Source organism: Nonomuraea rubra (genome assembly GCF_014207985.1).
GTDB classification, from domain to species: domain Bacteria; phylum Actinomycetota; class Actinomycetes; order Streptosporangiales; family Streptosporangiaceae; genus Nonomuraea; species Nonomuraea rubra.
Genome location: NZ_JACHMI010000001.1, coordinates 1496628 through 1508922 on the forward strand (window position 1 = coordinate 1496628; position 12295 = coordinate 1508922).

The following is a 12295-nucleotide window of genomic DNA, read 5'->3' on the forward strand; positions in this document are numbered from 1 at the left end:
CTACGCGAGGGTGGCTCATGTTTATCCGAGGTCAAAGACTCTGACTCATCGTGGCGGGAATGCGCAAGGATGGGGGCATGACCAGTACCCTGCGCCGCCGACCCGCTCAGCGCCGGAGCGTCGAGCGCGTGGAGCGGATGCTCGACGAGTGCGCGCTCCTGCTCGACGAGGTCGGCTACGAGGCGCTGACCACGAAAGAGGTCGCGCGCCGGGCCGAGGTGCCCATCGGCACCTTCTACCAGTTCTTCCATGACAAGCAGGGGCTGGTGCGGGCGCTGGCGCGGCGCAACCTCGAGGCGTTCCTCCAGCGCATCATCGAGCTCATCCCCGCGGCCGACCTGGGCCACTGGACGGACCTGGTCGATCTGGCCATCGACGAGTTCGTCGACATGAAACGCACCACCCCCGGCTTCGCCGTGGTGGACTTCGGCGAGGTGCTCGGCGCCCCCGGCGACGGAGGCAAGCGCTCGCTCGACGAGACGCAGGAGAACAACGTCGTCGTGGCCGAACGCCTGCGCGCCCTGTCGACGGAGCTGCTCGACGCACCCGTCGGCCCCGGGCTCGACCGGGCGCTGCTGGTGGCGGTCGAGGCCACCGACGCCGTGCTCAAGCTGGCCTTCCGCGCCGATCCCGGCGGCGACCCCGAGCTCATCGCCGAGTGCAAGCAGCTGGTCCGCCGCTACCTGGCGGACCACCTGCCCTGACCCTCGCCTACGCGGCGGCGTCCATGCGGGCGCGCAGCTCGTCGTCCAGCTCGATCTCCGCCGCCCCGATCGCCTCCTCCAGCTGCTCCATCGTGGAGACCCCCACGATCGGCACGATCCCGTCGGCCATCAGCCAGGCCAGCACCACCTGGTTCCGGGTCGCGCCCAGCTCGGCGGCCACCTCGCGCAGCACCTCCAGGCGCCGCGTCGTACCCGGGTGGTCGTAGATCTCGGGGATGGTCCGGTCGGGCCGCGTGTAGGCACCGAACATCAGCGTGTTGTACGCCCACAGCGTCAGGTCCGGCTCGGCGGCCAGGTAACCCAGCAGGTCGTCCGTCACCAGCGTGTGCCCCGACTCGGGGAGCCTGGTGCCCGGGCGCGGCCGCAGGTAGGTGTGGCGATGCTGCACGTGGGTGTAGGGGATCCAGCCGCGGGCCGCGGAGACGTTCCTGGCCCGCTCCAGCCGCCAGGCCGGCATGTTGCTGGCTCCGATGGCCCGCACCTTGCCTGCCTGGGCCAGCTCGTCGAACGCCCGCAAAGTCTCCTCGAACGGGACGGAACGATCCTCGATGTGCGACCAATACACATCGATGTAGTCCGTCCCCAACCTCGTGAGGCTGCCCTCCGCGCCCTTGGCGATCGCGGCCGCGGACAGGCCCTCCGCCGAGTCCAGGGTGACGGCACCGGGGACGGTGGGGCGGGCGCCGACCTTCGTGCTGATGACGACCTCGTCCCGGTTGCCCCGCGCGGCCAGCCACGCGCCGATGGCCAGCTCGCTCTCGTCGCCCGTGCGGCCTTCCACCCAGAACGGGTAGTTGTTGGCCGTGTCGATCCTGGTGCCGCCGGCCTCCACGAACCGGTCCAGGATGGCGAACGTGGTGTCCGGATCGACGGCGGTGCCGAACGGGATCGTGCCCAGTGCGATGTTCATGGCGCAGACTCTGGAACCTGGAGCGCACTCCATGTCAAACCGGTTGACCTGGAGTGGACTCCAGGTGAGATTCTGGGACACGTGAGCGTGTACACACCCGCGGAAGTCGTCGAGGAGACCGGGTTCACCATCGACACCCTCCGCTACTACGAGAAGATCGGCCTGCTGGAGCGCGTCGACCGCAACGCGGCCGGGCAGCGCCGGTTCAGCCAGGAGGACGTCGGCTGGCTGGGCATGGTCCGCTGCCTGCGCGACACCGGCATGCCCATCGCCACGATGTTGCGCTTCGCCGAGCTCGTACGCGCGGGCGACCACACGATCCCCGACCGCATCGAGCTCCTGGAAGAGCACGACCGGCAGGTCCAGGCCCAGATCGCGAACCTCGCCGAGCGCCAGAGCTACATCCACCACAAGATTTCCTACTACCGCAGCCTCATGTAGCCCTGCCTTTGCGGCCCGGTTGCTACACCTCGATCCATGGCCGGATCGAGAGGGGGGTGGCTCGACGTCCCGCTGAGCCGCGTCGCCCGACTGTGCGCCGCGATGCTGTTCGTGCTGCTCGCGCACGTCACGCTCATCCAGGCGTTCGGCTCGCACGCGCTCAACGCCGACCGCAGGAACGAGCGCACGCTGATCGACAGGTACGGCCGCCCGCGCGGCGACATCCTCACCTACGACGGCACCCCCATCGCCACCAGCCTGCCCATCGGCGGCCCGTACCGGTACCGGCGCGCCTACCCCCGGGGCGAGGAGTACGCGGCCGTCACCGGGCACGTGTCGCTGCACCGCACGACCGGCATCGAACAGGCGCAGGACGCGGTGCTGTCCGGCGACGACGCCAAGGTCAGGGTCAGGTCGCTGGTCGGGGACGGGACCGTCGAAGGGGCCGACCTCCGGCTGACCATCCGTGACCGGGTGCAGCGGGCGGCGTACCAGGGGCTGCGGGCGGCGGGCCTTCCGGGAGCGGTGGTGGCGCTCGACCCCGCGACCGGGGCGGTCCTGGGGCTGGCCACGTACCCGACGTACGATCCGAACACGCTGACCACCTTCGACGGGAAGCTGCTGGCCGACACCGCCCGGCGGTTGCGGCAGACGCCCTCGCAGCCCCTGCTCAACCGGGCGCTGAACCAGCTCTATCCGCCCGGATCCACGTTCAAGCTCGTCACCGCGGCGGCGGCGATCGCGTCCGGCGAGTACACGCCGACGGGCGCGGTGCACGCGCCCGCCCGGCTGCGGCTGCCAGGGGCGCCGGCGTACCTGGAGACCGGGCGGTGCGGGAACGGGCGGCCGACGCTCGCGTACGCGTTCCAGGCGTCCTGCGACACCGCCTTCGCCGCCATCGGGCTGCAGCTCGGGCAGGACCTGCTGCGGGAGCAGGCGGAGGCGTTCGGGTTCAACGCCGGGCAGTTGCGGATCCCGCTGCTCGCGACGCCCAGCCGGTATCCGCCGGTCGAGGACAGGACGCAGATGGCGCTGGCGGCCATCGGGCACCACGACAACCGGGTGACGCCGCTGATGGTGGCCATGTTGTCGGCGGCCGTGGCGAACAACGGGGTGCTGATGCGGCCTTACCTGGTGGAGGAGGCGCGGCTGCCGGACGGGGCGGTGATCAACCGGGCCTCGCCCGTGCCGTACCGGACGGCTGTGCCGCCCATGCTGGCGCGGTACCTGGCGGCCATGATGACGGCCGTCTCCCCTGATCGGGGGAAGGGGGCGGAGGCTCCTGGGTTGTCCAAGGCGCCCGGGGTCTCCGACGTGACGGGGGTGCCAGGGGTGCGGATGGCGGCCAAGACGGCCGCGTCGGACGGGGTGCCGGGGGAGCACGCCGTGATCACGGCCTTCGCGCCGGCGGAGGCGCCCGAGGTGGCTGTGGGGGTGGTGCTGGAACGGCCGGGGGATCGGGTGGACGCCGTGGCCACCATCGCCCGCGCCGTCATCGCGGCCGCCCTGAGGTGAGCCGGGCTCGGGACGGCGCCGTCCCCCCGCCCGGTTCAGCGGTAGGCGGTGGCCTGGAGGGTGTAGAGGTCGGCGTAGAGGCCGTCGAGGGACATGAGGGTGTCGTGGTCGCCCTGTTCGGTGATGGTGCCGTGGTCGAGGACGTAGATGCGGTCGGCGTAGCGGACGCTGGCCAGGCGGTGGGTGATGAGCAGGACGGTGCGGCCGTCGGCGTGGTGGCGGATGCGTTCGAAGAGGGCGTGTTCGGCGCGGGCGTCGAGGGCGGCGGTGGGTTCGTCGCAGATGAGCAGGTCGGCGTCGCGGTGGAAGCCGCGGGCGACGGCGATGCGCTGCCATTGGCCGCCGGACAGTTCGTGGCCGTCCTTGAAGCGGCGGTCGAGCAGGGTGCGGTAGCCGTGCGGGAGGGCGGCGATGACCTCGTCGGCGCCGGCGACCGCGGCGGCGGCGTGCAGGGCGGGTTCGCCCTTGCCGGTGCCCATGGTGATGTTGTAGCGGGCGGTCAGCGGCCAGCGGGTGTGGTCCTGGGCGATGACGGCGGTGCGGGAGCGGAGGGCTTCGGGGCTGACCTGGCGCAGGTCGGTGTCGTCCCAGTGGACGGTGCCGGTGTCGGGTTCGTACAGGCCGGACAGGATCTTGGCCAGGGTGGTCTTGCCGGAGCCGTTCTCGCCGACGAACGCGATCACCTCGCCCTGCTTGATCTCGATCGAGACGCCCCGCAGAGCGGGGGCGGGAGCGCCGGGGTAGGTGAAGGTGACGCCGGTGGCGGTGATGCGTTCGAAGCTCTCCGGGATGGGGGAGTGGCGGGGCCCGGGGATGCGGCCTTCGGCGTCGGCGCAGAAGTCGAGGAAGTCGGTGAAGTAGAGGCCCTCCTCGTAGAGGCGGTTGGTGGCGTACATGAGCCGGCCGAGCGATCCCTGGGCCGAGCGGATGGCCAGGACGGCGGTGCCGGCCACGGCCAGCGGGATGGCGGCGACGGCGAGCAGGACGCCGAGCGCGACGTAGACGAGTGCGGCGCCGAGGCCGCCCAGGGCCTCGCCGGCCAGGCGGGCCATGGTCTGGCGGCGGGCCAGGCGCAGCATGACGTCCTGCTCGGCCTTGGCCACCGCGTCGTACATGCGCAGCAGGAAGCCGCGCATGGTGAACGCGCGGACCTCGGCCGCGGGCTCCCGTTCGGCCAGGAGCTGGCCGATGATCCACTTGCGGCGGTTGGCGGGGATGAGGGAGTACATGGTGGCGTACTGCATGCGGGCGCTGCGGACGGCGGCCCACGCGTCGGGCAGGACGGCCAGGAGGAGGAGCGGCAGGAGGACGGGGTGCAGGACGCCGAGCACGCCCGCGACGGCGGCGATGCCGACGGCGGCGGTGACCACGTCGATGGTGCAGGTGACCACCGAGTCGGCCATGGCCGCCCCGCGCAGCCTGGCGCGTTGCAGGGCGTCGTGGAAGTCGGGGTCGTCGTAGGCCACCAGGTTCACGCGGCTGGTCAGGCCGTACAGGCGCTCCTCGGTGAGGCGGGTGACCTGCGGGTCGAGGCGTGACTGGGCCCAGCCCGCGCCGGCCTGCGTGGTCGTGCGCAGCACGGCCGCCCCGGCGACCAGGGCGAGGCTGGGCAGGGCGGCCATGACGCGGTCGGGCGTGGGGCCCTCGCTGAACAGGGCGGTCAGCACGCCGGTGGTGGCCAGCAGGCCGAACGCGGTGAAGACGCCGCCGAGCAGGTTGAGCACGATCGTGGCCGCCGTGTCGCGGGGGCTGGCCCGCCAGGCCATCCGCATCGCCTGCCCGATGAGGGACGGCAGCTTTCTGGCGATGGTCAGGAAGCCGACCTCCGCCATCTTGTCGGTGTGGGCGTACCACTCGGAGAAGGACATCTCGCCGAGCTCGAGCGGCTCATCGGCCATGGTGTGAGTGTGCCCACGCGGGGCGGCACTTCTCCATCCAATTAAGTCTGGGCGCGGAGCGTGGTTGGTGACACACTCACAGTGATGCAGCGATTCGCGGACCTCAGCAGCCTCCCGGCGGAGCCGAACCCGTTCGTGGGCCGGGAGGCCGATGTCGACGAGCTCGTCCACCTGATGCGCGTCTCCCGGGTCGTGACGCTGTGCGGGGCGGGCGGCATCGGGAAGACCCGGCTGGCCCTGCGGCTCGCCGTCAGGCTGGCCTGCGCGGACGCGGGCGGCGTGTGCCTGAGCGAGCTGGCCGACCTGGAGAAGGGGCAGCTCAGAGCCCACGTCGCGGCCGCGCTCGGCATCTCGGGCGACCTGGTGGAGACGATCGGCGACCGGCGCGTGCTGCTGCTGCTCGACAACTGCGAGCCGGTCATCGGGGAGTGCGCCGAGCTCTGCCGCGACCTGCTGCGGGCCTGCCCGGGAGTGACGGTGCTGGCGACCAGCAGGGAGCCGCTGCGGGTGCCGGGCGAGACGCTGTGGCGGGTGCCGCCGCTGTCGGTGGGCGAGCCGGTGGAGGGCGTCGAGAGCGAGGCGGTGCGGCTGTTCGTGGCCAGGGCCACGGCGGCGCGGCCCGGCTTCGAGCTGACCGGGGAGACGCGGCCGCTGGTGGGGGAGCTGTGCCGGGCGCTCGACGGGCTGCCGCTGGCGATCGAGCTGGCCGCCGCCATGGTCCGGGTGTTGTCCGTGGGGCAGCTCGTCGAGCGGCTGGACGACCGGTTCAGGCTGCTGGCGGGCGGCGCCCGCACGGCTCCGGCGCGGCACCGTACGCTCAGGGCGGCGGTGGACTGGAGCTACCGGCTGCTCAGCCCGCAGGAGCGGCTGCTGCTGCGCCGTACGGCCGCCTTCCGCTCCTCCTGGACGCTGGACCTGGCCGAATGGGTCTGCGCGGGCCCCGGGCTCGCGGAGGAGGAGGTGCTGCCCCGGCTCTGCGACCTGGTGGACAAGTCGCTGGTCGTGCTCGACGGCGAGGTGGCGGGGCACGCGCGTTACCGGCTGCTGGAGACCGTCCGCGAGTACGCGCTGGAGCAGCTCGCCGAGTCCGGCGAGGAGGCCGAGCTGCGCCGCCGCCACCTGACGGCGCTGGCCGGGCTGGCCGCCAGGTTCAAGGAGTCGCTGGCCCCGGGGGTGCGCACGTCGTGGCCGGTGGTCGAGCGCTACGTCAACCTCTTCGACGGCCTCAAGGCCGAGGTGAACTCCGCCTGCGACTGGTCGATCGCCATCGGCATGCCGGACACCGCGCTCACCCTGCTGACCGACATCCGCTTCCTGCTGATCGGCAGCGGCCGCAAGCTCGACTCGACCGACCGGCTCGACCGGCTGCTCGCCCTCGACGCCCCCCAGGTGCCGCAGGGGCTGCGCGGGCGGGCCACGATCGTGCGCGGGGAGCTGGCGCTGGCCGCGGGCGACTTCGAGCCGGCGCTGCGGCACGTACGCGCCGGGCTGGAGCTGTGCTCGGCCGCCGAGGACGTGTACGGCACCGCCCTCGGCACGATCGCGCTGGCCCAGCTCACCGGCGAGCAGTCGGCGATCGACCGGGCGCTCGGCACGGCCAGGCAGTCGGGCGATCTCGTCCTGGAGTCGCTGGCCCAGGCCACGAGGGCACGCTACGGCCTGCACCAGGGCCGCCTGCACGAGGCGCAGCGCGCCTACCAGGAGGTGCTGTCGATCAGCGAGGAGCTCGACAACCACTACGGCCAGACCTTCGGCCACATCGGCCTGGCGCAGGTGGCCAGGCGCTCGGGCGACCTCGGCACCGCCAGGCGGCACTACGAGTCGGGGCTGAGCCTGCTCAAGCACGTGGACGCCAGGCAGCAGATCGTGAGCTGCCTGGCAGGGCTCGGCCGGGTGGCGCTGGACGAGGGCGACCTGGCCGAGGCCAGGGTCAGGCTGACCGAGGCGCTGGTGCTCAGCCGCGACGCGGGCCTGCGGGCCGGCATCGCCCGCCGGCTGGACGCGTGGGCCGCGCTGGTCACGGCCGAGGGCGACCACCGGCGCGCGGTCCTGCTGGTGGCGGCGGCGGTGACGCTGGGCGGGCGGCAGCCGGACGCCCGCACCGAGGACGTGCTGCGCCCGGCCCGCGAGAGCCTCGGCGAGGCCGTCGCCGGCGTGTTGTGGGCGGAGGGCACCCGGTTCACCGCCGACCAGGCCGTGGCCTGCGCGCTCGAAGGTGACCTGCCCCAGGCGCCGGTCGTGCCGGTCGCGCCGGTCCGCCAGGACAGCAGGCTCACGGCCAGGGAGCAGGAGATCGCCGAGCTGGTCGCCAGGGGGCTCAGCAACCGGGGGATCGCCGACGAGCTCGTCATCAGCCCGGCGACCGTGGCCAGGCACGTGGCCAACATCCTGGCGAAGCTGGGGTTCGCCACGCGTACACAGATCGCCGCATGGGTGATCGGCAGTCGCTGAGCGTTTCTACACATCGCGCGTACATCGTCGAATGGCCATGTCAGCGCATGTGCGGGAGCCGTGTGCACGCCTAACGTTCGTTACGTGATCGACCGCACCGCGCGTTCCTCGCCCCTCGCGACGGGGGCGCCACGGCCGATCGGTCGGGGACGTCACGCGTCCGCATGGGGCTGGGCCTTCTCGGAGGGGTGGGGGTCCTGCTCCGGACGTGTGACAGCGGGCTCGAGTCGCGCAGGGCTCGGGCCCGCCCACCTCGCGAAGGGAGTGCACGGCACCGGCCGGGGAATGCACAGCGGCCTACATACATCGGTGGATGCTCCGGCAGCCCCGGCAGCCGTACGTTGGCGGGCATGAGACCCACCGCCTCGACCACCGGCACCGTGATCCATGAAGTGTTCCGCCGGGCCTACGAGCGCGGTGACCGTCCCGCCCTCATCGACCTGCGCGGTGGCCACGTCTACGGCTATCGCCGGCTGGTGACCGAGGTGACCAGGGCGGCTTCCGGGCTCGTGCGCAGGGGCGCCCGGCGTGACCAGGTGGTGGGCGTCCACGTGTCCACGGTGGGCGCCCAGACGCTGGCCGTGCACACGGTGCTGGCCGCGGGCGGGGTGGCGGCGCCGGTCGATCGGGGGCTGGGCGCGTACGAGATGGCGGCGTGGCTGCGGGAGTGCGACGCGCGGGTCCTGATCACCACGCCGGATCTGGCGGAGACGGCGACCCTGGCGGCGGAGGAGTCGCGGGTGCGCCAGGTCGTGTCGCTGGGGCCGGCGCTCGACACGATCGACTTCCGCTGCCTGCTCTCGCTGGAGCCCACCGCGCTGCCCGCGCTCGACGCCAAGCGCCAGCTCGCCGTGCTGCTCGCCGACGGCGCCCGCCTGTCCCACGCGGACCTGATGGCCAGGATGGCGGCGCTCGACCTCCCGGTACGCCTGGCCGAGACGGACGTGGTGCTGACCACGTGGCTGCCGGACGGCGGCTGCGGCCTGCTCGCTCTGGTCGGGCTCGGCGTGTCGAAGGGCGCGCTGGTGGTGGCCGCGGACGGCGCCGATCTCGCCGGCACCGCCCACGACTTCGGCGTCACGGTCGTGACGGGCGCCGACGGCACGCTGGAGCGCGTCGGCTGAGCTCGCCCGTTCGAGAGCGCTCTCTCGAATATGCGGAGCTGTTACCGCCCATCCCTTGACGACGCGCGGCCCGAAGTGGGTTGATAGCCGTTGTTGACAACGTTGTCAAATCACCAACTTCGGGGGATTTCGAAGGGATGGTGTGGAATGCGACGGTGGTTAGCGGCCGTATCGATCACGATGGCGAGCGTGCTCGGCCTTGCGGCCTGCGGAGGCGGTGGCGGAGGACAGGCCACCCAGGCACCCGCCGCGAGCGGCGGCGGGAAACAGCAGGTTGAGGTCTTCTCCTGGTGGACGGGTCCGGGTGAGGCCGACGGCCTGCAGGCGATGAGGAAGATCTTCGAGGAACAGAACCCGAACCTCACCTTCTTCGACGCGGCGGTGGCCGGCGGCTCCGGCGACAAGGCCAAGGCGCTGTTGCAGTCGAAGCTCCAGGCGAACACCCCGCCCGACACCTTCCAGGGCCACGCGGGCGCCGAGCTGCAGGGCTACATCAAGGCAGGCAACCTGGAGGACCTCACCCCGCTCTACGACGAGCTCAAGCTCAAGGACGTCTTCCCCGCCCAGCTCGTCGAGCAGATCAGCGTCGACGGCAAGATCTACTCCGTGCCGGTGAACATCCACCGCTCGAACGTTCTGTGGTTCAACCCCGCCGTGCTCAAGGAGGCCGGGGTCGCCGCCGCGCCGAAGACGATCGAGGAGTTCATCGCGGCACTGGAGAAGGTCAAGGCCAAGGGCAAGATCCCGCTGTCGATCGGGTCGGAGTGGACGGTCACCCACCTGATGGAGAGCGTCCTGCTCGGCACGCTCGGCGCCGACGCGTACAACGCCCTGTTCAAGCCGGGCGCCGACTGGAACAGCGCGCAGGTGACCACGGCGCTGAACAACTTCGCCAAGATCATGGAGTACGCGGGCGACCCGCAGGACGACTGGCAGCCCGCGGCCAAGCAGGTGGCCGACGGCCAGGCGGCGTTCAACATCATGGGCGACTGGGCGTACGGCTACTTCCACAACCCGCCGGAGGGCGGCCTGGGCAAGCAGTCGAAGACGGACTTCGACTGGGCGCCCGCGCCGGGCACCGAGGGCACGTACCTGTGGCTGTCCGACAGCTTCACCCTGCCCAAGGGCGCGAAGAACCGTGACGGGGCGATGGCCTGGCTGAAGGTCGCGGCCAGCAAGGAGGGCCAGGACGCCTTCAACCCGAAGAAGGGCTCCATCCCCGCCCGCAAGGACGCCGACCAGTCGCTCTACACCGACTACCTGGCCGACGCGCTGAAGGACTGGTCGAGCAACAAGCTCGCCGGGTCGATCCAGCACGGCGTCGCGGTGAACCAGCCGTGGCTGGCCGCGATCAACGAGGCGGTCGGGCTCTACATCGGCAGCAAGGACGTCAAGGGCTTGCAGCAGGGGCTGGCCGACGCGGCCACGGCCAACGCCCAGTAATCCGGCAAACGGGGGACGGCCGCGGCCGTCCCCCGGGAGGGAAAGGCTTGTGAGGCGGGCACGCACGTGGCTGCCCGGACTGCTCCTCGTCGCGCCGTCGATCATCCTGATCGGCGTGTTCGTGTACGGCATGCTCGGCTGGAACTTCAGGGTCGCCATGACCGACCAGCACGACGCGGTGTCCGAGGGGGAGTTCGTCGGGCTGCAGAACTTCATCGACATCTGGGACCAGCAGCGGTGGCACCTCTCGGTGAATCACGCCATCGTGTTCACGATCGTGTTCGTGGTGGGCGCGCTGGTGCTCGGGTGGTTGCTGGCGTTCCTCATGGAGAAGGGGATCAGGGGCGAGGGGACGTTCCGGGCGATCTATCTCTTCCCGATGGCCATCTCGTTCGTGGCGACCGGCATCGTGTGGCGGTGGCTGATGAACTCGGGCACGGGCGAGCGGGCGGTCGGGCTGAACCGGCTCTTCGACTGGATCGGGCTGCCGCAGTGGCAGTGGTTCCGGGATCCGGACTGGGGGATGGCGGCGATGGCGCTGCCGGCTATCTGGCAGATGTCCGGATATGTCATGGCACTCTTCCTGGCCGGTTTCCGGGGGGTGCCCGAGGAGCTGCGGGAGGCCGCGCGGGTGGACGGCTGCACCGAGTGGGGCGTCTACCGGCACGTCGTGCTGCCGCTGCTCCGGCCGGTCACCCTCTCCGCGCTGATCATCCTGGGGCACATCTCGCTCAAGGTGTTCGACCTGATCGTGGCGGTGTCCGGCAAGCAGATCATCACCGACGTGCCGGCGGTGTTCATGTGGGTGGCGGTGTTCGACTCCAACGACCCGGCCAAGGGGGCCACGATCGCCTCGTACATCGTGCTCAGTGTGGCGATCTTCGTGATCCCGTACCTGATCTGGTCGGTGCGTAAGGAGCGGCGCTCATGACGGCGGTGGCGGGGCGTAGGGCGGCCGTCTTCGGGTGGGCCAGGTTCGGGCTGCTCGTGCTCTTCGTGGTGGTCTTCCTGATCCCCATCTACGTGCTGCTCGTCACCAGCTTCAAGCCGCTCACCGAGGCCGACCCGAGCCAGGCGTGGAACCTGCCGCAGACCTGGACGACCGAGGCGTGGCGGGTGGCCTGGGAGAAGCTCGCCCCCGGCCTGTGGAACAGCGTGCTGCTCGCCGTCCCCGGGTCGCTGCTGTCGTGCGCGCTGGGCTCCATGAACGGGTACGTGCTGTCCAAGTGGCGCTTTCCCGGGGCGGACGTGCTGTTCACGCTGTTCCTGTTCGGGATGTTCATCCCGTACCAGGGGGTGATGATCCCGCTGGTGCAGCTCCTGGTGTCGATCGACCAGTTCGCCGGGTTGCAGGGGGTGTTCTACGGCGGCATTCCCGGGTTGGTGCTGGCGCACGTCGTCTACGGCATCCCGATCTGCACGCTGATCTTCCGCAACTACTACGTGACGATCCCGGACGAGCTGATCGAGGCTTCGCGGGTGGACGGGGCGGGGATGTTGCGGGCGTACTGGTCGGTGGTGCTGCCCGTGTCGGGGCCCGCCATCGCCGTGGTGATCATCTGGCAGTTCACCTCGCTCTGGAACGACTTCCTGTTCGCCGTCTTCCTGACCGGGCCGACGAGCTGGCCCACGACCGTGATGCTGAACAACATCGCGGGCGCGCAGGCCACCCCGTACAGCCAGCAGATGGCGGCGGCGATCCTCGCGTCCATCCCGACGATGCTGATCTACGTCCTGCTGGGCCGGTTCTTCATGCGCGGGCTCATGGCCGGAGCACTCAAGGGGTAG

The 12295-nt window shown here is 71.2% G+C and carries 10 protein-coding genes; 8 read left to right on the forward strand and 2 right to left on the reverse strand.

The window, feature by feature from the left end:
* Positions 1–77: 77 nt before the first annotated feature.
* Complete coding sequence (locus tag HD593_RS06955; protein ID WP_185101378.1) at positions 78–704, forward strand: TetR/AcrR family transcriptional regulator; 627 nt, start codon at positions 78–80, stop codon at positions 702–704.
* 7 nt (positions 705–711) lie between these two features.
* Here HD593_RS06955 and HD593_RS06960 read toward each other — a convergent pair whose 3' ends face one another.
* Positions 712–1635 (reverse strand): aldo/keto reductase, encoded by a 924-nt coding sequence (locus HD593_RS06960; RefSeq protein ID WP_185101379.1) that lies wholly within the window; start codon positions 1633–1635, stop codon positions 712–714.
* An 81-nt stretch (positions 1636–1716) separates the two neighbouring features.
* Between HD593_RS06960 and HD593_RS06965 the strand changes: the two genes are divergently transcribed.
* The gene (locus HD593_RS06965) at positions 1717–2076 is read left to right on the forward strand and encodes a MerR family transcriptional regulator (RefSeq protein ID WP_185101380.1); all 360 of its coding nucleotides are present in this window, start codon (positions 1717–1719) and stop codon (positions 2074–2076) included.
* Between the two features lie 36 nt (positions 2077–2112).
* Positions 2113–3591 (forward strand): penicillin-binding transpeptidase domain-containing protein, encoded by a 1479-nt coding sequence (locus tag HD593_RS06970; RefSeq protein WP_185101381.1) that lies wholly within the window; start codon positions 2113–2115, stop codon positions 3589–3591.
* A gap of 35 nt (positions 3592–3626) precedes the next feature.
* Here the strand turns inward: HD593_RS06970 and HD593_RS06975 are convergent, their stop codons facing one another.
* Entirely contained in the window at positions 3627–5489 is a 1863-nt protein-coding gene (locus tag HD593_RS06975) for an ABC transporter ATP-binding protein (protein ID WP_185101382.1), read from the reverse strand.
* Between the two features lie 84 nt (positions 5490–5573).
* On the opposite strand from HD593_RS06975, the gene HD593_RS06980 reads away from it, so the two are divergent.
* From HD593_RS06980 to HD593_RS07000, 5 genes are all read left to right on the forward strand, one after another.
* On the forward strand, positions 5574–7940 hold the full coding sequence (locus HD593_RS06980; protein WP_185101383.1) for an ATP-binding protein: 2367 nt from the start codon (positions 5574–5576) through the stop codon (positions 7938–7940).
* 350 nt (positions 7941–8290) lie between these two features.
* Complete coding sequence (locus tag HD593_RS06985; RefSeq protein ID WP_185101384.1) at positions 8291–9064, forward strand: AMP-binding protein; 774 nt, start codon at positions 8291–8293, stop codon at positions 9062–9064.
* Positions 9065–9211: 147 nt separating this feature from the next.
* Positions 9212–10507: an ABC transporter substrate-binding protein gene (locus HD593_RS06990; RefSeq protein ID WP_185101385.1), complete on the forward strand. Its 1296-nt coding sequence runs from the start codon at positions 9212–9214 to the stop codon at positions 10505–10507.
* Between the two features lie 49 nt (positions 10508–10556).
* Positions 10557–11438 carry a carbohydrate ABC transporter permease gene (locus HD593_RS06995; RefSeq protein ID WP_185101386.1) on the forward strand — a complete coding sequence of 294 codons (882 nt, stop codon included), beginning with the start codon at positions 10557–10559 and terminating at the stop codon, positions 11436–11438.
* Positions 11435–12295: a carbohydrate ABC transporter permease gene (locus HD593_RS07000; protein ID WP_185101387.1), complete on the forward strand. Its 861-nt coding sequence runs from the start codon at positions 11435–11437 to the stop codon at positions 12293–12295. The genes HD593_RS06995 and HD593_RS07000 overlap by 4 nt, the downstream gene beginning before the upstream one ends.

What these genes read in the sequence shown, in the direction of transcription:
- HD593_RS06955 (WP_185101378.1), top strand. Translation starts at nt 78, where the DNA reads ATGACCAGTACCCTGCGCCGCCGACCCGCTCAGCGCCGGAGCGTCGAG.
- HD593_RS06960 (WP_185101379.1), bottom strand. Translation starts at nt 1,635, where the DNA reads ATGAACATCGCACTGGGCACGATCCCGTTCGGCACCGCCGTCGATCCG.
- HD593_RS06970 (WP_185101381.1), top strand. Translation starts at nt 2,113, where the DNA reads ATGGCCGGATCGAGAGGGGGGTGGCTCGACGTCCCGCTGAGCCGCGTC.
- HD593_RS06975 (WP_185101382.1), bottom strand. Translation starts at nt 5,489, where the DNA reads ATGGCCGATGAGCCGCTCGAGCTCGGCGAGATGTCCTTCTCCGAGTGG.
- HD593_RS06980 (WP_185101383.1), top strand. Translation starts at nt 5,574, where the DNA reads ATGCAGCGATTCGCGGACCTCAGCAGCCTCCCGGCGGAGCCGAACCCG.
- HD593_RS06985 (WP_185101384.1), top strand. Translation starts at nt 8,291, where the DNA reads ATGAGACCCACCGCCTCGACCACCGGCACCGTGATCCATGAAGTGTTC.
- HD593_RS06990 (WP_185101385.1), top strand. Translation starts at nt 9,212, where the DNA reads ATGCGACGGTGGTTAGCGGCCGTATCGATCACGATGGCGAGCGTGCTC.
- HD593_RS07000 (WP_185101387.1), top strand. Translation starts at nt 11,435, where the DNA reads ATGACGGCGGTGGCGGGGCGTAGGGCGGCCGTCTTCGGGTGGGCCAGG.